General features: G+C 57.1%; 20 protein-coding genes and 4 tRNA genes. 13 read left to right on the forward strand and 11 right to left on the reverse strand.

The window, feature by feature from the left end; translation table 11 throughout:
* Nucleotides 1-23 precede the first annotated feature (23 nt).
* From CLV83_RS13120 to CLV83_RS13150, 7 genes are all read left to right on the forward strand, one after another.
* Complete coding sequence (locus tag CLV83_RS13120) at nt 24-1193, forward strand: branched-chain amino acid ABC transporter substrate-binding protein (RefSeq protein WP_207894885.1); 1170 nt, start codon at nt 24-26, stop codon at nt 1191-1193.
* Nucleotides 1194-1301: 108 nt separating this feature from the next.
* On the forward strand, nt 1302-2222 hold the full coding sequence (locus CLV83_RS13125) for a branched-chain amino acid ABC transporter permease (protein WP_207894887.1): 921 nt from the start codon (nt 1302-1304) through the stop codon (nt 2220-2222).
* Between the two features lie 5 nt (nt 2223-2227).
* Complete coding sequence (locus CLV83_RS13130; protein WP_132293110.1) at nt 2228-3379, forward strand: branched-chain amino acid ABC transporter permease; 1152 nt, start codon at nt 2228-2230, stop codon at nt 3377-3379.
* A gap of 1 nt (nt 3380) precedes the next feature.
* On the forward strand, nt 3381-4166 hold the full coding sequence (locus CLV83_RS13135; protein ID WP_132293112.1) for an ABC transporter ATP-binding protein: 786 nt from the start codon (nt 3381-3383) through the stop codon (nt 4164-4166).
* A gap of 2 nt (nt 4167-4168) precedes the next feature.
* The gene (locus CLV83_RS13140) at nt 4169-4885 is read left to right on the forward strand and encodes an ABC transporter ATP-binding protein (protein WP_104005521.1); all 717 of its coding nucleotides are present in this window, start codon (nt 4169-4171) and stop codon (nt 4883-4885) included.
* A gap of 29 nt (nt 4886-4914) precedes the next feature.
* Nucleotides 4915-6048, forward strand: coding sequence for a M20 family metallopeptidase (locus tag CLV83_RS13145; RefSeq protein ID WP_132293114.1), 1134 nt, complete (start codon nt 4915-4917; stop codon nt 6046-6048).
* Nucleotides 6045-7328, forward strand: coding sequence for an amidase (locus CLV83_RS13150; RefSeq protein WP_207894888.1), 1284 nt, complete (start codon nt 6045-6047; stop codon nt 7326-7328). The genes CLV83_RS13145 and CLV83_RS13150 overlap by 4 nt, the downstream gene beginning before the upstream one ends.
* A gap of 51 nt (nt 7329-7379) precedes the next feature.
* Here the strand turns inward: CLV83_RS13150 and CLV83_RS13155 are convergent, their stop codons facing one another.
* Entirely contained in the window at nt 7380-8306 is a 927-nt protein-coding gene (locus CLV83_RS13155; protein WP_132293116.1) for a DMT family transporter, read from the reverse strand.
* 40 nt (nt 8307-8346) lie between these two features.
* Nucleotides 8347-8784 carry a hypothetical protein gene (locus CLV83_RS13160; protein ID WP_165900308.1) on the reverse strand — a complete coding sequence of 146 codons (438 nt, stop codon included), beginning with the start codon at nt 8782-8784 and terminating at the stop codon, nt 8347-8349.
* 75 nt (nt 8785-8859) lie between these two features.
* Here CLV83_RS13160 and greB point away from each other — a divergent pair, with 75 nt between their 5' ends.
* The gene (gene greB / locus CLV83_RS13165; protein ID WP_132293120.1) at nt 8860-9360 is read left to right on the forward strand and encodes a transcription elongation factor GreB; all 501 of its coding nucleotides are present in this window, start codon (nt 8860-8862) and stop codon (nt 9358-9360) included.
* A gap of 10 nt (nt 9361-9370) precedes the next feature.
* Here the strand turns inward: greB and CLV83_RS13170 are convergent, their stop codons facing one another.
* The gene (locus CLV83_RS13170; protein WP_132293122.1) at nt 9371-9709 is read right to left on the reverse strand and encodes an Hpt domain-containing protein; all 339 of its coding nucleotides are present in this window, start codon (nt 9707-9709) and stop codon (nt 9371-9373) included.
* Nucleotides 9710-9938: 229 nt separating this feature from the next.
* Between CLV83_RS13170 and CLV83_RS13175 the strand changes: the two genes are divergently transcribed.
* Together CLV83_RS13175 and CLV83_RS13180 are read left to right on the forward strand one after the other, a co-directional pair.
* Nucleotides 9939-10433, forward strand: coding sequence for a putative pterin-binding protein (locus CLV83_RS13175; RefSeq protein WP_132293124.1), 495 nt, complete (start codon nt 9939-9941; stop codon nt 10431-10433).
* A gap of 20 nt (nt 10434-10453) precedes the next feature.
* Complete coding sequence (locus CLV83_RS13180) at nt 10454-12292, forward strand: ATP-binding protein (protein ID WP_132293126.1); 1839 nt, start codon at nt 10454-10456, stop codon at nt 12290-12292.
* A gap of 87 nt (nt 12293-12379) precedes the next feature.
* Here CLV83_RS13180 and CLV83_RS13185 read toward each other — a convergent pair.
* The 8 genes from CLV83_RS13185 to CLV83_RS13220 all read right to left on the reverse strand — a co-directional run bounded on the left by CLV83_RS13185 (nt 12380) and on the right by CLV83_RS13220 (nt 18731).
* Nucleotides 12380-12455 (reverse strand) — tRNA-Lys (locus tag CLV83_RS13185).
* 18 nt (nt 12456-12473) lie between these two features.
* A tRNA-Lys gene (locus CLV83_RS13190) sits at nt 12474-12549 on the reverse strand.
* Nucleotides 12550-12609: 60 nt separating this feature from the next.
* A tRNA-Asn gene (locus CLV83_RS13195) sits at nt 12610-12685 on the reverse strand.
* 54 nt (nt 12686-12739) lie between these two features.
* Nucleotides 12740-12827: transfer RNA gene (locus CLV83_RS13200), tRNA-Ser, on the reverse strand.
* Nucleotides 12828-12911: 84 nt separating this feature from the next.
* Nucleotides 12912-15707, reverse strand: a complete 2796-nt coding sequence (locus tag CLV83_RS13205; protein ID WP_165900309.1) for an EAL domain-containing protein — start codon at nt 15705-15707, stop codon at nt 12912-12914.
* Entirely contained in the window at nt 15704-16615 is a 912-nt protein-coding gene (locus CLV83_RS13210; protein WP_165900310.1) for an ABC transporter substrate-binding protein, read from the reverse strand. The genes CLV83_RS13205 and CLV83_RS13210 overlap by 4 nt, the downstream gene beginning before the upstream one ends.
* Before the next feature lie 660 nt (nt 16616-17275).
* Nucleotides 17276-17749, reverse strand: a complete 474-nt coding sequence (locus tag CLV83_RS13215) for an NlpC/P60 family protein (protein WP_132293132.1) — start codon at nt 17747-17749, stop codon at nt 17276-17278.
* A 247-nt stretch (nt 17750-17996) separates the two neighbouring features.
* Entirely contained in the window at nt 17997-18731 is a 735-nt protein-coding gene (locus CLV83_RS13220; protein ID WP_132293134.1) for a glutathione peroxidase, read from the reverse strand.
* A gap of 322 nt (nt 18732-19053) precedes the next feature.
* Between CLV83_RS13220 and CLV83_RS13225 the strand changes: the two genes are divergently transcribed.
* The 3 genes from CLV83_RS13225 to CLV83_RS13235 all read left to right on the forward strand — a co-directional run bounded on the left by CLV83_RS13225 (nt 19054) and on the right by CLV83_RS13235 (nt 23960).
* Entirely contained in the window at nt 19054-20382 is a 1329-nt protein-coding gene (locus CLV83_RS13225) for a DEAD/DEAH box helicase (protein WP_207894890.1), read from the forward strand.
* Between the two features lie 289 nt (nt 20383-20671).
* Complete coding sequence (locus tag CLV83_RS13230; RefSeq protein WP_132293136.1) at nt 20672-22186, forward strand: acetyl-CoA hydrolase/transferase family protein; 1515 nt, start codon at nt 20672-20674, stop codon at nt 22184-22186.
* 526 nt (nt 22187-22712) lie between these two features.
* Nucleotides 22713-23960, forward strand: a complete 1248-nt coding sequence (locus CLV83_RS13235; RefSeq protein ID WP_132293138.1) for an MgtC/SapB family protein — start codon at nt 22713-22715, stop codon at nt 23958-23960.
* Nucleotides 23961-24024 lie beyond the last annotated feature (64 nt).

Raw genomic sequence — 24024 nt, forward strand, 5'->3', positions numbered from 1 at the left:
CAAGCCAATAGGGGGCTTACTTGATGGGAATCTTACGCAAATCGACAGCACCACTGCTTACTCTCGCGATTACCGCTGCTCTGGGAACCGGTGTAGCAAACGCCAAAGATACTGTGAAAGTCGCTTTTATCGGCCCACTGACCGGTGGCGTTTCCGCTGTCGGCGTGGGCGGTCGTAACTCTGCGGAGCTCGCGGTTCAGTTACGCAATGCTGACCCGGATGCAAAATATGAGTACGAACTCGTTACCCAGGATTCTGAATGCAAGCCCAACGTCGGTGTGCAGATCGCCACCAAGGTTGCCGCAGACCGCTCCGTCATCGGACTGGTTGGCCACTACTGCTCCGCAGTTGCCATGGGCGCCGTGGATATTTACCACCGTTTCAACCTGCCGATGTCCGTTTGGGGCGCTGTATTGCCGGACGTCACCTACGGTAACGACTACAAAGAGATCCACCGTGTAAACGGTACGATGATCAACCAGAACGAAGTCGCCGCGAAGTTTATGACCGATCAGGGTTATAAAACCTGGGTCATCATTCACGACACCACCGACTACGGCAAAGGCCACGACAAGTACTTCTCTGAATACCTGACCGAAAACGGCGGCGAAATTCTCGCCGACTTCGGTGTCCCGGCCGATCAGCAGGACTTTACCGCCGAGCTGACCAAAGCCAAGCAGCTCAATCCGGATGTTATCTACTTCGGTGGCCTGACTCCGTTGGGTGTGCGCATCCGCGCACAGATGGACAAGCTTGGCATTGAATCCCAGTTCCAGGGCGTATCCGGCATCAAGTCCGACTCCTTTATCGATGGCACCGGCGAACTGGCCGAAGGCGTCGTCAGCTTCCTGGAAGGTGCTCCGCTTGAGAAACTGCCTGGTGGCCAGTTCTTCTCGGAAAAATACAAGGCAGCCGGCTTTACCGAATCCGAAGAAGCCTACGGTCCATTCGCGTTTTCAGCCATGAACCTGATTCTGGATGGTATCGAAGAGGTTGGGCCTAACCGTAAAGCCCTGACCGAATACCTCGGTAATATCCAGGACCATGACTCTGTGGTTGGCAAAATATCTTTTGACGATCACGGCCAGAACACCGTGGCAGCGATCACTCCGTATGTGATTCAGGATGGCAAATGGGTGGTCTGGGAAGACAGCGAATATGCTGACGGCACCCGCAAACTAGCTGGTCTTTGATTAGCCTCTGCGTGACTTTTCGGTCCGCCCTCTGCTGGGCGGGCTGAAAAGCCCTCTCCACGCATTCTCAATATTATTTTTTCTTATAAATCATAGAGGTAGGTAACCATGGATATGGGCCTTCTCGGTCAGTTTATTGTCAACGGCATGATGCTGGGCATGATGTATGCGCTGGTAGCCGTTGGATTCACCCTGTTTTTCGGGGTACTCGACGTTATCAAGTTCTCCCACGGCGATGTCCTGATGGTCGGCACCTTTGCCGGCTTTTCAACTTACCTTGGACTCGGCGCCATCGGCATCGATAACGCCTTCGTGCAACTGGTGGGCGTACTTGTAGTGGCCATCGCATCGATGGCACTGCTGGGCGCGATTATCGCGCGCTACCTGGTGCTGCCGCTCAAATCTGCACCGCCGCTCAACACCCTGCTCGTCACCCTGATGTTGGGTACCGTGCTGCGTGAAGCGATCCGCCTGTTTTACCCGGACGGTTCCAACCCGAAACGCTTCCCCGCGCTGTTACCCACCGATTCCTGGACCATTGGCTCCTTCAACCTGCGCGCCGACAGCGTGATCCTGCTGGTTGGCGGCCTGCTGGTCATCGTTGGGGTTCACGTTCTGATCAACCGTACCCGTCTGGGGATGGCTATCCGCGCCGTGGCGCAGGATGAAGAAACCGCCAAGTGCATGGGGATCAACTTCAAGATGATCGTCCTGCTCACCTTCGGCCTTGGCTCCGCTGTGGCGGCTTTCGCCGGTGTCATGAACGGGCTCTACTACAACGAAATCAACTTCGGCATGGGCCTGTTGCTGGGCGTGATCGGCTTTAGCGCCGCGATTATCGGCGGACTCGGCAATATTTACGGCGCCATTCTCGGCGGCTTTATCTTTGCCGCTCTGCAGACGCTCGGAGCGGTCGCTCTGCCCTTTGCCAGTGCTTACAAAGACGTGTTCGCCTTTGCCGTTGTTATCGCACTTATCGCCTGGCGCCCCACCGGCTTGATCGCCGAAAAAACCAGCGAAAGGGTTTAACTCACATGACGCAATCATTGAAAGACAAGCTGATTATTCTTTTGCTGGCCGCTCTCGGCGCCGCCTTTCTGGTGACCTTTATCGCCATAGAAGAGCAGGCAGAGATCTTTGCCCTGCTGGTGTTTGCCGGTGTACTTATCATCGCCAGTGCCAAACTCGGCCTGACCGATAAAATTTCCCAGAGCCTTTCCCGCAATGAGCGTTTGCTGAACCTGTCGAGCATCGCGGCGATGCTGGTGGTCATTTTCTGGTTCCATGAGGACCACTTTCCTCTGCTGATGATCGCCACCGTGCTGCTCTATGTCGTCGCCTGCTGCGGTCTGAACATGCAGTTTGGCTATACAGGTGTGGTGAACTTTGCCGGAGCGGCCTTCTTCGGCGTCGGCTGCTATACCGCAGCGGTTCTCGGTGGCACCGGCACCCCGCTGCTGCTGGTTATCGCACTCGGCGGAGTCATGGCCGCTATCGTCGGTTCAATCCTGATTATCCCGGTGCTGCGCACTCGCGGACATTACGCCGCCGTGGTCACCATCGCTTTTGGCCTGCTGTTTCGAACCTTTCTCGAGGTTAACGACACCCTCGGCGGACCTCAGGGGCTGCCGGTATCCGGCATGAACCTGTTCGGCTGGGACTTCAACAGCAACATCCAGATCACCGAGAACATCGAGTTCTCGTTCTACATGAACTACGTCATCCTGGCGCTGATCATGGTAATCCTGACCTTCATCCTGATGCGCCGGATCGAGCGCTCCTGGATCGGCCTGAACTTCGATGCGGTGCGCCTCGATGAGACCGCCGCCGCCTGCTACGGCATCAATATCAAGCGCTGGAAGATCCTGTCGTTCACCCTGGGTAACTTTCTGGCCGGCATCGCCGGTGCTCTATTCGCGATGATGCTGGGCTTTATTGCTCCGTCCAACTTCGCCTTTTCCGACTCGCTGATCCTTGTCTCCATCGTTCTGCTTGGCGGCATGGGAAGCATCTGGGGCACCATCCTCGCGGCGGGACTCGTGGTTCTGCTGCCGGAGAAACTTCAGGTAATCCAGGAATACCGCTTCCTGCTCTACGCGGTGGTGATGATCCTGATCCTGCTATTCCGCCCGCAGGGCGTGCTGCCGCGCAACCTGCGCTCTTACATTCCAGGCTGGAGGGGTTGATATGGAACAGCAACAGGAAACCGTATTGGCCTTTAAGGGACTGACCCGACGTTTCGGCGGCGTGGTCGCGCTCAACGAGTTCGATATGGAGCTGACCAACGGCCAGATCGTAGGACTTATCGGCCCCAACGGCTCGGGAAAGACCACCTCGTTCAACGTGCTGACCGGCATCTACGAAGCCAACGGCGGCAGCATCGAGTTTCTCGGCCAGGACATCACCAGCTGGCCGGCCCAGAAAGTCTATGAAGCGGGCGTTGCGCGCACTTTCCAGCGCTCACGCCTCTGCCTTGAGCTGTCGATTTTCGACAACATCATGATCGGCGCCCACAAACGTCTGAATCACGGATTTATGTTCAACGTATTCAAGCGCAAGGCACTGCAGCAACAGATCAAGGAGAACTACGATGAAGCGCGCAAGCTGCTGACAATCTTTGATCCGGAACTGGCCGACAAGATGTTTGAGCCGGTGGGCTCGCTGCGCATGATCGACCGTCGTCGTATCGAGATCTGCCGCGCCCTGATCAGCCATCCCCGACTACTGCTGCTCGACGAGCCTTCCGCAGGGATGACCCACGAGGAAACCCGCGAGCTGATGGATGACATCCTTGAGGTGCGCGAGATGATCGACGGCCTGTCGATCATTCTGGTCGAACACGAGATGGGCATGATCGAGCGCGTCACCGACAAGTGCATCGTGCTGAACTTCGGCCAGAAAATCTGTGAAGGTGCTTACCGCGAAGTCGCCTCCAACAAACTCGTACAAGAAGCCTACCTGGGGGGAGAATGAGCATGGCGACGGCAAGCGCACTTGAACTGAAAAACATCTATGCAGCTTATGATTCCGCCGACGTGCTTGAGGACGTATCCCTCTCGGTTCCGGCCGGCAAGATCACCTGCCTGCTGGGCTCGAACGGCGCCGGCAAATCCACCATTATCCGCTCCATTCTGGGCCTGACTCCGCCCCGCTCCGGCGACATTCTAGTCGATGGCGAGAGCCTGATCGGCCTGCCCACCCATAAGGTGATCTCCGCTGGCATCGCCTGCATCCCGGAAGGCCGCAAGGTGTTCCCGAAGATGACAGTGGTGGAAAACCTGCGTCTAGGCGCGTTTCAGGAGAGCTCCGAGTCGGTGATCCGCGACCGTATCGATCAGGTGTTTGAGATTTTCCCTCGCCTGAAAGAGCGCAAAGGCCAGCTGGCGGGCACCATGTCCGGCGGTGAACAGGCGATGGTTTCTATCGGCCGTGGCCTGATGGCTGCCCCCAAGGTTCTGCTGATCGATGAGCCTTCTCTGGGCCTGTCGCCGCTGTTCGTTAAGGAGAACTTCAACATCATCCGCCGCATCAACGAACAGGGCATCACCGTCTTTCTGGTCGAGCAGAACGTTCACCAGACCCTGGCGATTGCGCACTATGGTTATGTGCTGTCGCAGGGTCACGTGGTTGCTCAGGGCACCGCGAAAGAGCTTTCCGAAAATGCAGAAGTCCACGAAGCCTATTTCGGTTAAGCCCGACTACCAACAACAGGATATGCAATATGTCTAATACCAAGATTGATGCCGTCGAGCTGACCCGCACACTGGTCCGCTTCGAGACAGTCAACCCGATCAACCCGGAACAGGGCTGCGTGGAATATGTAGGAAACCTGCTGGCGGAGCATGGCTTCGAGATCTCGTACCACGAGTTCGCGCCCGGTCGCCCCAGCCTGGTCGCCCGTATCGGCGGCTCTGACAAGAAGCTGCCACTCTGCTTTACCGGACACCTGGACACCGTGCCCCTGGGTCACAAGGAATGGTCCGTTTCCCCCTTTAACGCCGATATTGTCGACGGCAAGCTTTACGGCCGCGGCACCAGCGATATGAAATCCGGCGTGGCTGCCTTCGTCGCCGCCGTGATCGAGCTGGCCGACGAGCTGGCCCAGGGCCCGGGTGTAGTCCTGGTTATCACCGCGGGTGAAGAAACCGGCTGTGAAGGCGCGGCCCATATGGCCAATCTGGATGGCGTACTGGGTAAAGCCGGCGCTATTGTTGTCGCCGAGCCCACCTCCAACTATCCCTTTGTCGGCCACAAGGGCGCCCTGTGGATAAATGCACAGACCGATGGCGTAACCGCTCACGGTTCCATGCCGGAGCTCGGCGTTAATGCGATCTATAAGGCCTCCAAGGCGGTCAACAAACTGGAGACATTCGACTTCAAAGCGACCCCGCACCCGGTGATGGGGCCGCCGACGCTAAATGTTGGCACCATCGAGGGCGGTATCAACGTTAACTCCGTCCCCAACCAGGCCAAGATCGGCGTGGATATCCGCACCATTCCGGGACAGAAAAACGAGGCAGTGCTGGGCGATCTGACCTCCTATCTCGGTGAAGAGGTCAGCCTTTCGCCCATGGTCAATCTTGAGGGTGTCTGGACCGCGCCGGAAAACCCCTGGATTCAGTCTGTTTTCTCGCTGATGGAGAAGGTGCTGGAGCAACCGATCGAGCACAAGACCGCCACCTACTTTACCGACGCCTCGGTGCTGACGCCGGTTTACGATTTTGCCCCGACCATTATTCTCGGCCCCGGCGAAGCCGCCATGGCGCATCAGACCGATGAGTACTGTTATGTGGACCGGATTCCCCAGGCGGTTGAGGTCTACAAAACCCTCGCCCTGCAATGGAATCAGCAATGATCAGTGCCAACCAACTTTCACTGATTGAGGCCGTCCGCGCGATCTCCAGCGGACGGCTCTCCAGCGAAGCCCTGCTGGCGAGCTGTCTCGAGCGTATCGATGAGCGGGAAAGCCAAGTAGGCGCCTGGATGCATATTGACCGGGCTACTTCAGCGGCAACGGCACAACAACCTGGTGCAGGGCCACTCAGCGGTATTCCTATTGGCATCAAGGATCTGATCGATACCATCGATATGCCCACCGGATATGGCTCACCGATCTACAGCGATCATTTCCCATGCCGCGATGCCGCCAGTGTTTCGGAGCTTCGTAACGCGGGCGCTATCCTGCTGGGGAAAACAGTCTCGACCGAGTTTGCCTATTTTCAGCCGGGAAAAACGGCGAACCCTCATGACCTGCAGAGAACTCCCGGCGGCTCATCCAGTGGTTCTGCCGCTGCAGTCGCGGACTTTCATGTGCCTGCAGCGCTTGGCACCCAGACAGCGGGGTCGATCATCCGCCCCGCTTCGTTCTGCGGTGTCGTGGGTTACAAACCCAGCTACGGACTTTTGCCAATCACCGGAATTCGCGCCCTCGCGCCCTCCATGGATCACCTGGGCACTTTAACGCGAACCGTTGAGGACGCAGGTTTTCTGGCGGCTATTCTGGGCCGCAGGCCAGAGCTTGATATCCAGTCGGAGGACGACGATTGGGTACCGAAAATCGGCTTCTGTGAGACGCCGCAGTGGCAGCAGGCCGAGCCATCTACCCAGGCTCTTCTTCGTGATGCGGCGCAGTCATTGCGCAGCGCGGGAGCAGTCGTGCAAGAGTTCAACCTGCCCGAGGAGTTTTCAGACCTTGGCGAGGCACACCCGCTGGCCATGGACTATGAGGTCAGCGTTACCGGTCTGTTTGAAGTGACCAACCACGCCGACCAGGTCAGCGCGAGATTTCGTGAACGCTTTGCAGCGGGAAAAGCCACGGCAACCCGCGACTACGACTCGGCACTGCAAAAGGCACAGCAGGCCAGAGCCGCTCTCACAATGGCGATGGACGCTGCCAGCAGCGGTTGTGATGTGCTGATCTGCCCCAGCGCACCGGGAGAGGCCCCTGATGGACTGGACGCCACCGGCGATCCGGTTTTCAACCGCATCTGGACCTTCTCAGGCGTTCCCTGCATTAACGTACCGGGTCTGAAGGGCCCCAATAACCTGCCGGTAGGCCTGCAGGTTGTGGGGCGTTTTGGCGATGACACACGGCTTTTGAAAGCGGCACGCTGGATTCATAGCCAGCTCGGCTGAGGATTTAAGCCGGGTTTAACCAACTCAGAACCGTTGAGAGAGCAGCGCCTCTCAACGCTGGTTCTGAGCCTCTGCCGCCGCCTCGGGGGTCTCATCCGAGCCGCCCCGCTGCTGATAGATCACCGCACAGATAATCATCGCCAGGCCAATAAAGGTAGCCGGCGCGATCGGCTCGTTGAGGAAGTAGCGGATAAATACCAGCGACAGGAAAGGTGACAGGAAGATCAGGTTGCTGACGCGGCTTACATGCACCGCCGAGCGCATGGCTCCCAACCAGAGCATAAAGGTCACACCCATCTCGAACAGGCCCACATAGAGAGCCCCAGCCAGCGCCTTAGGCTCAGGTAGGTGCAGCTCGCCCTGCCAGACCATCAGCGCCCATACCAACGGCGTACCGACCATAAAGCAGGCCAGCAGAGACGCGGTGGCCGGCGCGGTGGCGCGGGTGTTGAGTATCCAGTACATCGCCCAGAACAGGGTACTGAGCATCGCCAGCAGCACGCCCTCGATGCTATCGAAGTCCAGCGCCAGCAGGTTGCCGCGGGTGGCGATAATCAGCGCCCCGAAGTAACCGCCGGCCAGGGCGATCATATCCCTCGGGCGCAGCGACTGCTTCAGGAAAGGCACCGCCAGCAGCGACAGCGTCAACGCCCAGGTGTAGTTGATCGTCTGCGCCTGCTGCGCCGGCAGCAGGTCGTAAGCGCGGAACAGTACCAGGTAATAAACCGCCGGATTGATGACACCGAGCAGCACCGCATAGGCGGGTTGCTCGCGGAAAAAGGTGAACAGTGCGCCCCACTGCTTCTGCCAGCTGACCACCGCCATCAGAAACAGCATCGAAAAGAGGCTCGCCCAGGCCAGCAGTTGCAGAGGCGTCAGCAACGCCAGGGAGAGTTTGAACGCGGTCGCGACGGTGGACCATAAAAAGACGGCGAGTCCGGCGAGCAGCATCGCTCGAGGCTGATTCTTCTCAGACATGAATTGAGCTCTGGGCTGAAAACTGGGGTGCAGTTCAGATTCAGGCGGTCGCGGAAATCGACCGTCGGGACTGCGCAATAGATTCCAGCATCATACGTCCACTGGACATGAGTGCAACCTGGGCAAAATTATCGGCAGCAGACTGCGCCTGATTGGGGATGTGGGCCTGGGTATCCACATGACTGACCAGGTAGGCGAACTCACCGCGCTGACGGTTATTCACCGAGCCATTGAGGCGCCCCACCACTTCGCTGGTGTAAAACTCGTTGGGGTCCGGATAACTGAGGGGCTGGGCTTCCGGTAGTTCAAAGCTACCGTCGCCTGTGACGGGCCTGCGCAACGGTGTATACGCCTCCTGATTCGAGGCGATCAGACTCAACAGCATCGCGAAACGGGCGCCATTGGACGACTGTACCGCCTGAGGCAGGTCCGCCGTATAGGTCTCAATCCGTTGCTGAATATGTTCTGTCTGCATCATCGCTCCCAAGCCACCTTTTCTCTATCGGCCGCACGGGGTTATCCTTTAATTCTTTTATTAATTCAGGAAGTTGCAATGTCCCGCTGGCGTCCACCCGCGCCCCGCAGCGCGCCCTATATCACCCAGGAAGGTTACGACCGCCTCAGCGCCGAGCTGAAGTACCTGTGGAAAGAGAAACGTCCTGAAGTCACCCAGGCGGTCAAGGAGGCGGCAGCCCAGGGCGACCGCTCTGAGAACGCCGAATATATCTACGGCAAGAAGCAGCTGCGCGAGATCGACCGCCGGGTGCGCTACCTCTCCAAACGGCTCGACAATATCAACGTAGTGAACCGGATACCGGATGACCAGAGCACCGTATTTTTCGGCGCCTGGGTTACTCTGGAGGATGAAGAAGGTGAGACCCGCGAACACCGCATCGTCGGTGCCGACGAGATCGGCGATAAACCCGGTTACATCAGCGTGGACGCGCCCCTGGCGCGGCAGATGCTGAAAAAGCAGGTGGGCGATGAGATCTGGCTGAAAAAGCCGGACGGCTCAGAAGAGTGGTTTGAAATTATCGAGATCAGCTACCGCTGATCTCGGACTATCAAGCACAGCGCCTGCGCAGCTGTTCCAGCAGTATTTCCATGCGAGCCTCAAGCTGAGACAGTGCCGGCTGCACGTTCTCTTCACGCCGGGCGCTCTGCTCAACCTGTGACGCCAGCTGTACCGTCGAATCAGCCCCAAAGGTGCCAAGCAACCCCTTGAGCGTGTGCGCCGTTGCCGACAACTCTGCAACATCTCCCGCCGCATGGCTGCGCTGCATGTTCTCCATATGATCGGGGGCTTCTTCAAGAAACATCTCCAGCACCGAAACCAGCAGCTCTTCATCGCCTCCGGTCAGCTCCAGCGCCTGTGTCCAATCATAGTAAAGCGTCTGAGTCATAGCGGTTCCCGCATAGGTCTTTCAGCCAGGGGCAGTGCCCCACCTTTGATTAGTGTAAATTATACACAGATTTTATGGTTACTTATTTGCGACAAAAATATAATATCGCGCCGCTTATCTGGATACTCTCATTCCCGGAAAGGGTTTAATAGCAGACTTTCTAACAGCTAAGATAGTGATAAAAAACGCCCGCCTCCATCTTCAGGGGGAGCAAAAAGAGGATAACAATATGAAACTGCTCACCGCACTGGCACTTACTCTGACCTGCGCCCTGGCTAACGCCGGCACGCTGGATTCACCAGAGGGCCCTGTCATCCTGACCGTCTCGGGCGCCATAGAGAACACCAACGGCGACGGCGTGGCACAATTCGATAAAGCGATGCTTGAGGAGCTGCAGCAGCGCACCACGGAAACCACCACCCCCTGGCATGAAGGTGTGGTTAAATTCGAGGGGCCACTCGGCCGCGCTCTGCTCGACGCCGTCGGCGCCAAGGGCGAGAACATGGAGGTTACCGCGATCAATGACTACGCCTCCAACGTACCTGTTGCAGATTTTTACGACCACGAGGTTATCCTGGCGCTGAAAGCTGACGGCAAATATATGCGGGTGCGTGACAAGGGGCCGCTGTTCATTATCTACCCCTTCGATGAGAATCCGGATCTCAAGTCTGAAGTGATTCACAATCGATCTGTCTGGCAGATCAAATCGATCGACATCCAGTAACGCCTGCCCTATACCCGGCGATGAAGCTGCTCCCGGCAAATTTCGGCATCCTCGGCAAAAGTAAGGCGATATGGCTCTTATCCAGCCTGTCGCTCATCTTCCTTGCCGCCGTTCTAATCCTCTTCGCCACCCTGGTTCAACGTGCGGAGGATATGCTCGGCTCCATTCACGAGGACAAGCTGTGGGCGGCCTACCAGATCGACCGGGAAACCCAGCGTTTCCTGCGCGAACTTGAGATTTTTCGCTTCACTCCTGAAGACGCTAACCAGTTGGACCATGTACTGCTTCGCTTCGATGTGCTCTATAGCCGCATGGAGCTGCTCCAGAAAGGCCAGTTGCATGACCTGTTTTATCTGGAGCCGGAAAGCGTCGAGCTGATTGAAGCCTATGTCCAGCTAGTTCTGGAGATTGATACACAGATCGGCGACATCGGCGGCGAAAACTCTGAGGCGATGGCGTCGGTACTTAAACATAGTGAAGCACTGGTGCCGCTGGCAGAAAAACTGCTGCTGGTAACGCTGGAGCAGCGTGCTGAGAACAAAACAGCGGAGCGCAATTCCACACTGCAGATGTTCAACCTGCTCGCGCTGCTGGTCAGCCTGATGCTGATCACGATGATCAGCATTATCGTCATGGTATTCCGCCGTCATACCGAGGCTCTGAGGCAGCGTAAACACGCAGAGCATCTCGCCAAACGCCTGCGTCGCACCGCCGAAAGGGCGGAGAAAGCCAACCGCGCCAAGTCTGAATTCCTGGCGATGATGAGCCATGAGATCCGTACGCCGATGAATGGCATCACCGGCATGAGCAGCCTGCTGGAGCACACCTCCCTGAGCCAGGAGCAGCGTGAATACAGCGAGACCATTCGCAAATCCGCCAATGCCCTGCTGGGTATCATCAACGATGTACTGGATATCTCAAAGCTTGAAGCAGGCCGATTCGACCTCAGTGTCGAGCCTTTCGACCTGAATCAATTAACCCAGGATATTGTCCTGCTGCTGCGCCCACGCACCGGTGATAAACCGATCGAGCTCAGCGCCAGCCTCAACCCCGAGATCAAACGCTGTTATCAAGGCGATCCCAGTCGGATACGGCAGATTCTGCTTAACCTGGTGGGCAACGCGATCAAATTCACGGAGACAGGCAGTGTAAAACTGCATGTCAGCCAGGGTGAGCACGGCCTGCTGTTTGAGGTGACCGATACCGGTATCGGTATCCCGGAGAGTGCCAGGGAGAAACTGTTCGGCATGTTCACCCAGGTCGATACCTCCACATCACGCAACTACGGCGGCACAGGACTTGGCCTGGCGATCAGTAAACGCCTGGTTGAGCTGATGGAGGGTCGCATCGGCTTTAGCAGTGAAGAGGGTAAAGGCAGCCGCTTCTGGTTTGAACTGCCACTGCAGGAAGCCGAAACAGCGGAAACCGAGCCCACACAGCCACAGATAACCCAACCGCCGCAGCCGATCAGTGACGCCGGGCAGCTTCGAATCCTGGTCGCGGAGGACAATCGGGTTAACCAGGCGGTTATCAAGGGGCTGCTGAGCCGCTGCGGCCATCAGGTCGAGCTGGCTGGGAACGGTCTGGAAGCGGTTGAAAAAGCGCAGCAGAGCCGATACGACCTGGTACTCATGGATATTCAGATGCCTGAGATGGATGGCCTGGAGGCGACCCGCAGGCTGCGTAGCAGCGACTCCTGCGCCGACCTGTTGATCATAGGCCTGAGCGCCAATGCCATGCAGGACGACCATCGTGCGGCCCTGGAGGCCGGCATGAACGACTATCTGACCAAGCCGGTGGATATTCGCAAGGTTAAGGACGCGATCGCGCGCAATCTGACGCAGACGAACCAGGACTGATGCCAGCTGGACAACACCAAGACGAAGCAGATCAGATGTTTTTCTGAAAACGAGAGAAACAGGAAGAATATTAAGAATTGGGGAAAGTGGTGGGTCGTATAGGATTCGAACCTATGACCAATTGGTTAAAAGCCAACTGCTCTACCAACTGAGCTAACGACCCATGGACAAGAGTTGAGAGTGGTGGGTCGTATAGGATTCGAACCTATGACCAATTGGTTAAAAGCCAACTGCTCTACCAACTGAGCTAACGACCCGCTCAAACTCTTTTTTACCTTTTCACTTTCCAACTCTCTAATTGCTAGAGAGTCAGGGGTTGGCTCCTCGAGCTGGACTCGAACCAGCGACCAATAGATTAACAGTCTACTGCTCTACCAACTGAGCTATCGAGGAATAACCCTTTGCTTATCTTTCAATAAGCCCGCTTGCTAGAAGCGCATCCTTAAATGGCGGAGGGACAGGGATTCGAACCCTGGGAGCCTCGCGACTCGTCGGTTTTCAAGACCGGTGCTTTCAACCACTCAGCCATCCCTCCGTAAGGATGGGCGCAAATATTACCTTCAAAATTTTGAGTGTCAACAGCTTATCTCAACTTTCTGTAACTCATTGTTTAAAGTGATCAATGAGTGTTCAGTTGTTCTCTTTCCTGGGCCGCCAGATCGTGCAGTGAAGCCGGTTTAGCGTAGTAATAGCCCTGGATCAGGTCACATTGATGGCTGGTCAGGAATTCAACCTGTTGTGAATTCTCGGCCCCTTCGGCCACCACTTTCAATCCCAGCGCATGAGCCATGACGATCACCGTCTCAACAATGGTCTGGTCATCGGTATCCTGCCCGATATCCGCAACGAAGGAGCGGTCGATCTTCAGGTAATCGATCGGCATCCGCTTCAGGTAGGAAAGTGACGAGTAACCTGTGCCGAAATCATCGATCGCCACCTCGATGCCCAGCTTCTGTATCTCTTTCAACTGCTCATGGGCACGGGAGAAATCCTCCACCAGGGCACTTTCGGTCACCTCTATGCAGAGACGCCCCGGATCTACCGAGCCGGAATCCACTGCGGCGTTCACCTGCCTTAGCCAGCTTTCACTGCGGAACTGGCGTGGCGACAGGTTGATACTGATCTTGGCCCGGTTCAACGGTGCCTGCTGGCAATCCGCTGCCACCTGCGCAATCAACCACTCGGTGAGCTCTTCGATCAGCTCCGATTCCTCGGCGACGGCGATAAATTCCACCGGCGAGACAAGACCGATCTCGTTGCTGTACCAGCGCATCAGGGCTTCGTAGATTTTTACCTCGCCACTGACCGGATCCACCTCAGGCTGATAGGCCAGGCTTAATTCGCCCCTAGTGCGGGCCAGGCGCAGCCCGTTTTTAACCTGGATACGGCGCCGGTTGCGATCATCGATCTCGCTGTCAAAGAAGGCGTGACACCCTCGCCCGCTCTCTTTGGCGTGGTACATCGCCGCATCCGCGTTGCGCATCAGCAGATCGCTCTCTTCGCCGTCTGTCGGCGCCAGCACAATGCCGATACTGCAGCCGATAAACAGCTCCTGGCCATCCACCAGATAGGGCTTGCTGATCGCTGCGATCAGCTTGTCGGCGAGCACCGCGAGACCCTCCGTCTGGTCCACGTGAGGCACCAGCACGGTGAACTCATCGCCTCCTAAACGACAGGCCAGATCCACTTCACGCAATTGCTCATTCAAGCGCTCCGCCACCTGTTCCAGCAGACGGTCACCACACTCATGCCCAAAGGAGTCGTTCACCTCCTTGAAGCGATCCAGATCGATAAACAGCACGGCAAACTGCTCGTCATAACGTTTCATCCGCTCCAGCGCTTTCTGCAGATGCAGCTTGAACGAGGCCCGGTTGTAGAGCCCGGTCAGAGCGTCGTTATAGGCGAGTTTCTGCAGTGACTCCTCGGCCTCTTTCTCCGCACTGATATCCTGATAGATTGCGAAGAAGCCATCCTGGCGGTTAAAGCGATCGCGGATGGCACTGACCGAAAGCCGCACGGGATAGGTCGAGCCATCGGCCCGGCGACAGGTCAGCTCTCCCTGCCAGCTTCCCTTCACGGCGAGCGTGGCATCGACCTGCTCTTTCAACCTCTCACCACTCAGCGAGCTGTCAACGATCTCCACCCGGCTACCGATCAGCTCTTCCTTGCTCGATCCGTTCATCCTGGCAAAAGAGTCGTTAACCTCGACGATGCGCTGATCCCGGTCGGAGATAAGAATGCCCTCCGAGGTGTTTTCAAAAATGCGCCGGGAAATATTCACCAGCTGCTCGTTGGTTTCCTGCTCGGTGATATCCAGGGAGACGGTGCAAACGGAGCGCGACTCACCGTTCATCAGCGGAAATTTGACCATAAACCAGGTGGTTTCACGCCCCTCGAACTCGGTGGTCAGATGCAGCTGCATCGGCCCGCCCCGCGCCAGTACCTGGCGATTAAGTTCGCGGTGACGCCGGGTAATCCCGCTGTTGAAGGTGCTATCCAGATCCAGCCCCTTCTTGGCGGGGTCCACCTTGTAGAAAGACTGAAAACGGCGGTTGGCGTAAACAAAGTTACCCTTTTCGCTAACGATGCTGACCAGCGCCGGAATATGGCGCATCACCTCGTCAAACAGGGCGTTCTGGTTTTTCAGCTCTTCACGGCTTACCCGGATCGACGCGGCCAGACGGTTAAGTGCGGTAGCTATCTGTCCCAGCTCATCACCACCTCCCAGCTTTACTTCCTGGTCATAGTGTCCCGCCTGCATCGCTTCGATACCGCCCATGATCCGCGCCAGACGACGGTTAATAAACCGTTCGCCGGCATACCACACCAGCGGTGCACTCAGCAGGATGAAACCTGCTATCCAGAGGAAGAAGTTATCGATCCGCCCCAGCAGGTTGTTTCCCAGCAGCTGGGTATCCACCTCAATAACCATCGAGCCCCGGGCGGTCTGGCGCGGTTCACCAGGATCAGGCAGGGCCACAGGCGCGACACCATAAATCGTGCGTTCATGAGCAGAATCGTAAAAATTGAGACTGCCGGAGCTCTTGATATCGTCAAGGAAATCACCCGGCAGGTGCAGAGAAAGATCACTAAGAAGGCGGCCACGATCGGCGAGACGGGAAGACGCGATGACCCGGTTTTGATCATCAAGTACGACAAGGTGTTTAACGTAGCGCCGCATACTGGCGGCGGCAATTTCGCGCTGTACGCCCTCCTCGTCGCCGCGCAGCAGCATATATTCCAGAGTGCCCTGCAAGCGGTTAACGGAATAGCTGATCTCGGTTCGGGCATTGCTGTCGGTGAGGTGAAGCAGGTAGGGTCGAGCCACAAAAAGTACGAACAACAGCGCCAATGCCCCACCGATCAGAATCAGTAGCGGCAGCAGGAAACGCAGCGGAGGGTAGGTCAGCTTCAATCCCATAGGCTCCGCGCTACCACTATGTCATCCAGCTGGACCTGCTCAGTCAGCAGGCCCTCTGCGATCATAAGGCGTTCGAGTCGGTCCGCCTGGGCTCGAATTCCATTGTTGTCGTAAAGCATGCTGCGTACTTCTTTCCGGTCAGGAATGGACAACCCTTCCAGGGAGGTTTCAACCTGCTCTTCCGTTAGCCCAAGCCTTTCGCTCATCAGGCCATAGGCCTCCTGCGGCTTCTCACGCAGGAATCTGACCCCGCTGTACCAAGCGTCTATAAGGTACCTGACCGACTCTTCGCGGTCTTTCAGTATAGCACCGCGGACAACCAGCAGATCGATGATTTCATTAGGTATATCACGGCTACTGAATACCTGGTTTGCTCCCGTTCCCAGCAGCCGCGAGCGGATCGGCTCGAAGGTCACCACCGCATCAACCTCATCATTGAGAAAGGCACTTTCATGCATATCTACAGACAGCGAAACGGGAATGATATCGGACTCGCTCATTCCAGACTCAGCCAGCGCTCTAGAGAGGAAGTAGGCGCCCAAGGCGGTGGAGTCGACGCCTACCCTCTTTCCTTTCAGGCCTGACATCGTCATCTCTCCATCCGCCAGGATCGCATCAGCTCCATAAGAGGTGTCGGTCACCAGCAGTATCTTCAGGTCTTCGACATCCTGCGCCAGCAGCAGCGCCTCATCCAGGGTCAACGCCGCTACATCCAGGGCTCCATTACGAACACCGCGCATCACCTCGCCGGTCGACAGCAATTCAACCAGGCCTACTCGCTCCTCCTCCAGGTCGCCCTGGGAACGTGCCAGAAACAGGGGCTCGTAGCCCGGCCAGAGTACCGCCCCCAACCTGAGCGGCTTGCTATCCTCGGCACAGCCCGATAGAGCCAGCATAATCATTAGATACGCCAGACAATTACGAATAATGCCCATCCGGTATTCCGTCTTCAGTGACTACCTTCATCAGCCGGCAGGGGCGCAACACCGACTAACCTGAAAATAAATCTAACCCAGCACTCCCACTCGGGCCAGTTATTCGTCCCCAATTCATCACAAAACTCTAATTAAAAGATATACACATCAGCGACATTTCTGCATAAGCGACAGCAGCAGGAGCTGGAAAAACAGACTTATCTACAGACCTGCAACAGGCTCCTCATTAGGATATCCACAGGAGAAAGCGAACAGATGACGTTCATGTGAATTAGTCCAAGGTTGCAAACAGAATCTGTGCACAACGATGAGGATAAGTTTGGGACAGCACGAGGAATTAGCACTCAAAGGCCCATGAATAGACGCCTCAAGAAAAGCGATCATTTATCAATCAGTGTGGGAAAAGTTTTTGCGAGGGGGGAAATGTCAACAGGCAAATCCGCTGGATTTCGCTGTTTACAAGGGATCGACCTGTTGATCTATGCCGCTTATCCCCAAGCCTTACTCACAGAGAAAACGGCAAAAGGTTATCCCCAGTGCATAACTTCTGCGGACAAGCACTTTCAAACCCGGCATTACCGGCAAGTGGGATAAAAAAAGCCATAGAAAAGCGTTTATCCACTGCGCTTAGTCACGCACAGTGAAACGGCGAGAGGTCCAGTAATGGCGACGCCAATAGGGGTTGTCTAACGAGGAGATGATGACACCGCGGCTGGTAGAGGCGTGAAGGAACTCCCCTCCTCCCATATAGATACCGACATGACGGGTTTGCCAGCCGGTCTTGAAAAATACCAGATCAGCTACCTGCAGCTCATCACGGTCGATGCTATAGCCGAGATCAGCCTGATGTTCCGTGGTGCGGGGAAGATTCATACCGTAAAGGTCATCAAAGACCCGGGAGACAAACCCGGAGCAGTCGACACCACGGCGGCTCATGCCTCCGAGACGGTAGGGAGTGCCTTTCCAGGCCAGGTACTGAGCTTCAAGATCGGCACGCAGGGAGTATTCAGACGCCGGCAGATCAGGCGAGTAATAGCGCGGCCCGTTACTGCTGCAACCGGCCAGCAACGCCAGAATCAAGGCGGCAATGTAGACTCGCATCAGACTCTCCCTGAGGCCCGTAGATTTAACTTTAATAACGGACGTCTAAGCTTTTGTATTCAAAAGTGCCGGGGAACGCAAGTTTAGAGTTGATAGAGACTTTAGAGGTGATAGAAAGTTTAGAGGTGATGAGACAAGTCGGGCCGCGCTTGGCTTATCCTCAGGCCAACGCGAGCAAGTTTGATGAACGTAACAAAAACAGCGCCACCGGGGCGCTGTTTGTATAGACAGGAAGAGGCTGCTGTTTTTAGCCTGCCATCCAGTGTTCCAGCTCGTCGGCTCCGCCGACATGCTCACCGTCGATAAAGATCTGCGGCACCGTGCCACGACCGCTGATTGCGGTCAGCGTCGAATAGGTAATGCCGTGCTGACCCAGCTCGATCTCTTCATAGGCCATCCCCTTCTCTTTAAGCAGCTTCTTGGCACGCATACAGTGCGGACACCCCGGCTTGGTGATCATCGATACCCGGTACGGCAGCTCCGCTTTGGGGTTGATGTAATCGAGCATGGTGTCGGCATCGGAAACCTCGAACGGGTCACCCGGCACATCCGGCTCGATAAACATCTTCTCGATCACACCATCTTTGACCAGCATGGAGTAGCGCCAGCTACGCTTGCCAAAGCCCAGGTCGCGTTTTTCCACCAGCATCCCCATACCTTCGGAGAACTCACCGTTACCATCCGGCAGCATATCGATGTTGGCAGCGCTCTGATCCCCCGCCCAAGCGGCCATCACGAACGGATCGTTAACCGACAGGCAGATGATGCTGTCCACACCCTCACGTTTGAACACCGGCGCCAGTTCGTTATAGCGCGGCAGGTGAGTGCTTGAGCAGGTCGGTGTATAGGCGCCCGGCAGCGCGAACAGGATCACGGTCTTGCCGGCAAACAGCTCTTCAGTGGTGACATTAACCCACTCGTTGTTCACGCGGGTGGGGAAAGTGACTTCTGGGACGCGCTGACCTTCACGATTTTCCAACATCTGCTTCTCCTCGGATTCAATGATTTGCAACTGGATTCAGATTACCCATAGAGGTGATCAAGGAAAAATTAATTATGGATAAACCTGCGATAGTTTTGAGCTATCTCTATAAAGAAGCCGTTAAACTTATCCCCGTTATCTGTGGATAAGCACTGGAAGAGTACGGGGGCAACTCTGCCAAGCGCGCAAACCCGGCGCGCTGGCAAACTCTGTTCATCCATTGATCGGCGTTACGCCGCTTTTCTGCTAGGATTCGTCTTTAAATACACAAAGCGCAGAGCCTCATTCAGCGCTTTTCCATTTTGCGGAGAAATACCCCCCCGTGTTCGATGAGTTATCTCTTCATGAACGCCTGATGAAGGCGATCGATACCCTGGGTTTTACCGAGCCCACCGAAGTGCAGGCCACTGCCCTGCCCCCCGCACTCGAAGGCAAGGACCTGATGGTCAGCGCCGAGACCGGCAGCGGCAAAACCCTGGCGTTCCTGCTGCCGATTCTGCAGCGCTGCGTTGAAGTATCAGCGCCGCGCAGCGGCACCCGCGGCCTGATCCTGACGCCAACCCGCGAGCTGGCCGAGCAGGTCACCGCCATGTGCGAAAAGCTGGCCGCCTTCACTCGCGTTACTGCCCTGTCGGTCTGTGGTGGCGAGAACTATGACAATCAGGCTGCCAAGATCCGCAAGAATCCGGAGATCATTGTCGGCACACCGGGACGTATCAAGGAGCACCTGGAGCGCAGGACCCTGGACTTTGACGATCTCGAATTCCTGGTACTGGACGAAGCGGACCGGATGCTCGATATGGGCTTCCGTGAAGAGGTGCTGTTCGTCACCGACGCCTGTCGGACGGAGCGTCAGAGCATGCTGTTCTCAGCGACCCTGACCCACCGCGGCGTAGGCGATATTCTCGATCGCGTGCTCAAGGAGCCGGAGACAATACAGCTCAGTACCGCGCAGACAGAACTGACCCACATCCGCCAGCAGGTGATTCTGGCGGACGACGCCAAGCTCAAGGAACGCCAGCTGGAGTGGCTGCTGAAGAACGAAACCTACGACAAGGCGATCGTCTTCACCAACTACCGCGCGCTGAGCGAATCGCTCAATTCCAAGCTGCAGACCAAGGGACTGCGCGTGGGTGTGTTGCACGGTGAACTCAGCCAGCCTGAGCGTACCCGCGTACTCAACCTGCTGCGCCAGGGCCGCATCAACATCCTGATCGCCACCGATGTGGCCGCCCGCGGCCTGGATATCGAAGGGATCGACCTGGTCATTAACTTCGACCTGGCGCGCAGTGGCGACGAACACGTACACCGTGTCGGCCGCACCGGTCGCAGCGGCCGTGAAGGCCTGGCGATCAGCCTGATCGCCCCCAACGAGTGGAACCTGAAAGCCAGCATCGAACGCTATCTGCGGGTTAAATTCGAGTCGCGCACACTGAAGGGCATCGAAGGCAGCTATCGCGGACCGAAAAAGGTGAAGAGCAACGGCAAGGCCGCCGGTACCCGTAAGAGGAAGGACAGCAAGAAGGCTGGGGATAAGCCGAAAGAGAAGAAACGCGCCCGGGATAAAAAGCAGACCGGCAAACGCCGCGCGCAACCGGCAGCGCCGACTCCGATCAGCAATGACGGCTTCGCACCGCTGAAGAAGAAGTAATTTCAGCGGCTATAGCGGAACACTAAGCCCTGCCAAACGGCGGGGCTTTTTCTTGCGTGTTATAAGATTTTCAGGCTCGATTTCGCAGCATACCGCGACAACACTTTGATGCAAAAAACGGCACAATGTCGACAATTTCGTTGCAATTTTAGACTAATAGACTAGTCCGCCACCCTAGAGCCCCGCCTCTATCTCTTTATAATCGCTCTTCTAATAACTACCCCTTCGTCGACATCAATAACTCCAATTCCACAATTGTCGACAATCTATAAGATCTGAGGAAAGTCCTATGTCTTCCGAATCACGCATTCGTTGCGCAGCTCTGCGCGAGCGCGTCATGAGCGCCGAAGCTGCGGCCGAACTGATCCCTGCGGGTATCAACGTGGGCATGAGCGGTTTCACCGGCGCGGGTTATCCCAAGGCTGTTCCCGGCGCCCTGGCCGAGCGTATCCGCAAGCTGAACGCCGCCGGCGAACCGCCGTTTCGTATCAGTATCTGGACCGGCGCATCCACCGCGCCCGAGCTGGACGGCGTGCTGGCCGAAGTAGACGGTATCGAAATGCGTCTGCCGTTCCAGAGCGATCCTATCTGCCGTGACCGCATCAACACCGGCAAGATGGATTACGTCGATATCCACCTGTCTGAAGTATCCCAGTACGCCTGGTCCGGCTTCCTCGGCAAGATGGATCTGGCGGTAATCGAAGTGGCGGGCATCCGTGAAGACGGCAGCCTGATCCCCTCCTCCTCCGTGGGCAACAACAAAACCTGGATCGAGCAGGCGGACAAGATCATCCTCGAGGTCAACAGCAAGCAGAACGCCAAGCTGGAAGGGATGCACGACGTTTATTACGGCACCGCGCTGCCGCCGAACCGCAAGCCGATCATGATCACCGATCCGTCCGACCGCATCGGCGAACCTTACCTGGCTTGCCCTATGGAGAAGGTGATCGCCGTGGTGGAAACCTCCGCCGCCGATCGTAACACTCCGTTCAAGGCCCCGGATGAGACTTCCCGCAAGATCGCGGAGCACATTCTCAACTTCTTCCACCGCGAGATCGAGCTGGGCCGCCTGCCGAAAGAGCTGCTGCCGATTCAGTCTGGTGTGGGTAACATCCCCAACGCCGTGCTTGAAGGCCTGGACGCCGGACCGTTCAAGAACCTGACCGCATTCACCGAGGTGATTCAGGACGGCATGCTGAAAATGCTGAAATCCGGCACCCTGGCGACCGCGTCGGCCACCGCGTTTTCGCTGAGCCCGGAAGGGATCGCCGAGTTCGATAACAATATCGACCTCTACCGCGACAAGATCATTCTGCGCCAACAGGATATTAGCAACCACCCGGAACTGGCCCGTCGCCTCGGTGTGATCGCCATGAACGGCCTGATCGAAGCGGACATCTACGGCAACATCAACTCCACCCACGTGATGGGTACGCGGATGATGAACGGCATCGGCGGCTCCGGCGACTTTGCCCGTAACGGTTACCTGTCGATCTTCGTGTCGCCGTCCACCGCTAAAGATGGCGCCATCTCCGCCATTGTGCCGATGGTCTCCCACGTGGACCACACCGAGCACGATGTGAAGATTGTCGTCACAGAGCAGGGCCTGGCGGATCTGCGCGGCCTTTCACCGCGCCAGCGCGCCCACGAGATCATCAACAACTGTGCCCACCCGGACTTCCGCCCGGCGCTGATGGACTACTACGAACGCGCTCTGCATTCCGGCCGCGGCATGCACACACCGCACCTGCTGGAAGAAGCACTGAGCTGGCACGTCCGTTACGAAACCCAGGGGCAGATGTAACACGCCCCGTTAGACTGAAAGGCTGGTTCGCTATCAAGGCAGACCGGCTTTTCCAGACACCGGGTTGCTGAGCGAATCCTGATCGCGGCGCCACTTTGAAGGCAGGCTGGTGGCTTGCGAGAAGCAGTAACCAGCAACCGGGCTTACAGACTGGTTCGCTATCAAGTTGGGCTTTCGAAGGCGCAGTGGCGCTACGCCGAGAAAGCCCAACGCCGAGAGCGGGACAACCATCTTCTGACACTGGGTTGCTGAGCGGACCCTGATCGCGGCGCCACTTTGAAGGCAGGCTAGTGGCCTGTCGAGAATCGGTAACCAGCAACCCGGCCCTGGCAGGCTTACGGGCTGGTTCGCTATCAAGGCGGGCTTTTGAAGGCGTAGTGGTGCTACGTCGAGAAAGTCCAACGCAGAGAGCGGGACAGCCCTTAAGCCTGACAAGAGTTTGCTCTAAGCCTTGGGCGCTCTCTATGAGCGCCATTTTTTTCTACGCTTAATATAGAAAGAAAGAGCCAGGCAAGGAGCCCCACCCATGATCGATCAACCGATTGTCCAACTGCTCACCGCTCTGGCCCTCGGGCTGCTGATCGGCCTGGAACGCGGCTGGCATGAACGCATGATGCGCGCCGGCGGCCGCGTTGCCGGTATCCGCACCTTCGCCCTGGTGGCGGTAGCAGGCCAGGTGGCCGGAATGCTCGGCACCCTGCTGACTCCCTGGATTCCGGTCGCGGCGCTGCTGGGTCTGTCGCTGCTGCTGGCTTTGGGTTACCGGCTCAACAGCGACGAAGATCGGGATTTTGGCACCACTACCGTCATCGCGGCCCTGCTCACCTTTCTGCTCGGTCTGCTGGTCTCCATCGGCGAATCCACACTGGCGGTGGGCGCTGCGGTGATCGTCACCGTACTGCTGCACTTCAAGGAAACCCTGCATGGCTGGATCTACGGCCTTAACGCCGAAGAGCTGCGCGGCATCCTGCAGTTGGGACTGATCTCGGCGGTGCTGCTGCCGGTGCTGCCCAACGAAACCTTCGGCCCCTGGAACACGCTGAACCCCTACGAAATATGGCTGATGGTGGTACTGATCTCCGCCATAAGCCTGGCGGGATACTTCGCCATGCGGCTGGCAGGTGCCGGTAAGGGGATCATGATCACCAGCGCCTTTGGCGGTATCGCCTCCAGCACCGCTACCACGCTGAGCCTGGCCCGCATGAGCCAGCAGCTGCCGATGTATCGGCTGCTGGCCGGCGGTATTCTGCTGGCCAGCGCCATCATGTACCCACGTATTCTGCTGCTGGTGGCGGTATTGAATGTGGAGCTTGTACAGCAGCTGTCGATTCCTCTGGGCGGCATGAGCCTGACCAGCTTCGCCATGGCGCTCTGGCTCTGGCGCAGAACCGAAGCAGATGGTGAATTCGACAGCAGCCAGCTGAACCAGAAGCCGTTTCAGATCGGCCCGGCACTGAAGTTCGGCGCACTGCTTGCGGTGATCATGCTGGCCGCCGAGGGGATCAGAGCCGAGATGGGCGAGCAGGGACTGTGGATAGTTTCCCTGGTGGCCGGACTCACCGATGTGGACGCCATTACCCTGACGCTGACCCGAATGACCGATAACGGCCTCGGCCAGCAGATCGCTATCGTCGGCATCACCCTGGCGGCGATCAGCAATACGCTGGTGAAGGGGGTTCTGGCCGGCGCAGCCGGTGACGCCAGGCTATTAAAAACACTGATCCCGGGGTTGGGTCTTAGCATGCTGGCCGGTGGCCTTCTACTGCTCATATAAGAGCTTCTGATTTGAGCCAATGGGTTGCCAACTGCATCACAGAAATGTCACCTGAGCGGTTTTA

Source organism: Marinobacterium mangrovicola (genome assembly GCF_004339595.1).
GTDB classification, from domain to species: domain Bacteria; phylum Pseudomonadota; class Gammaproteobacteria; order Pseudomonadales; family Balneatricaceae; genus Marinobacterium_D; species Marinobacterium_D mangrovicola.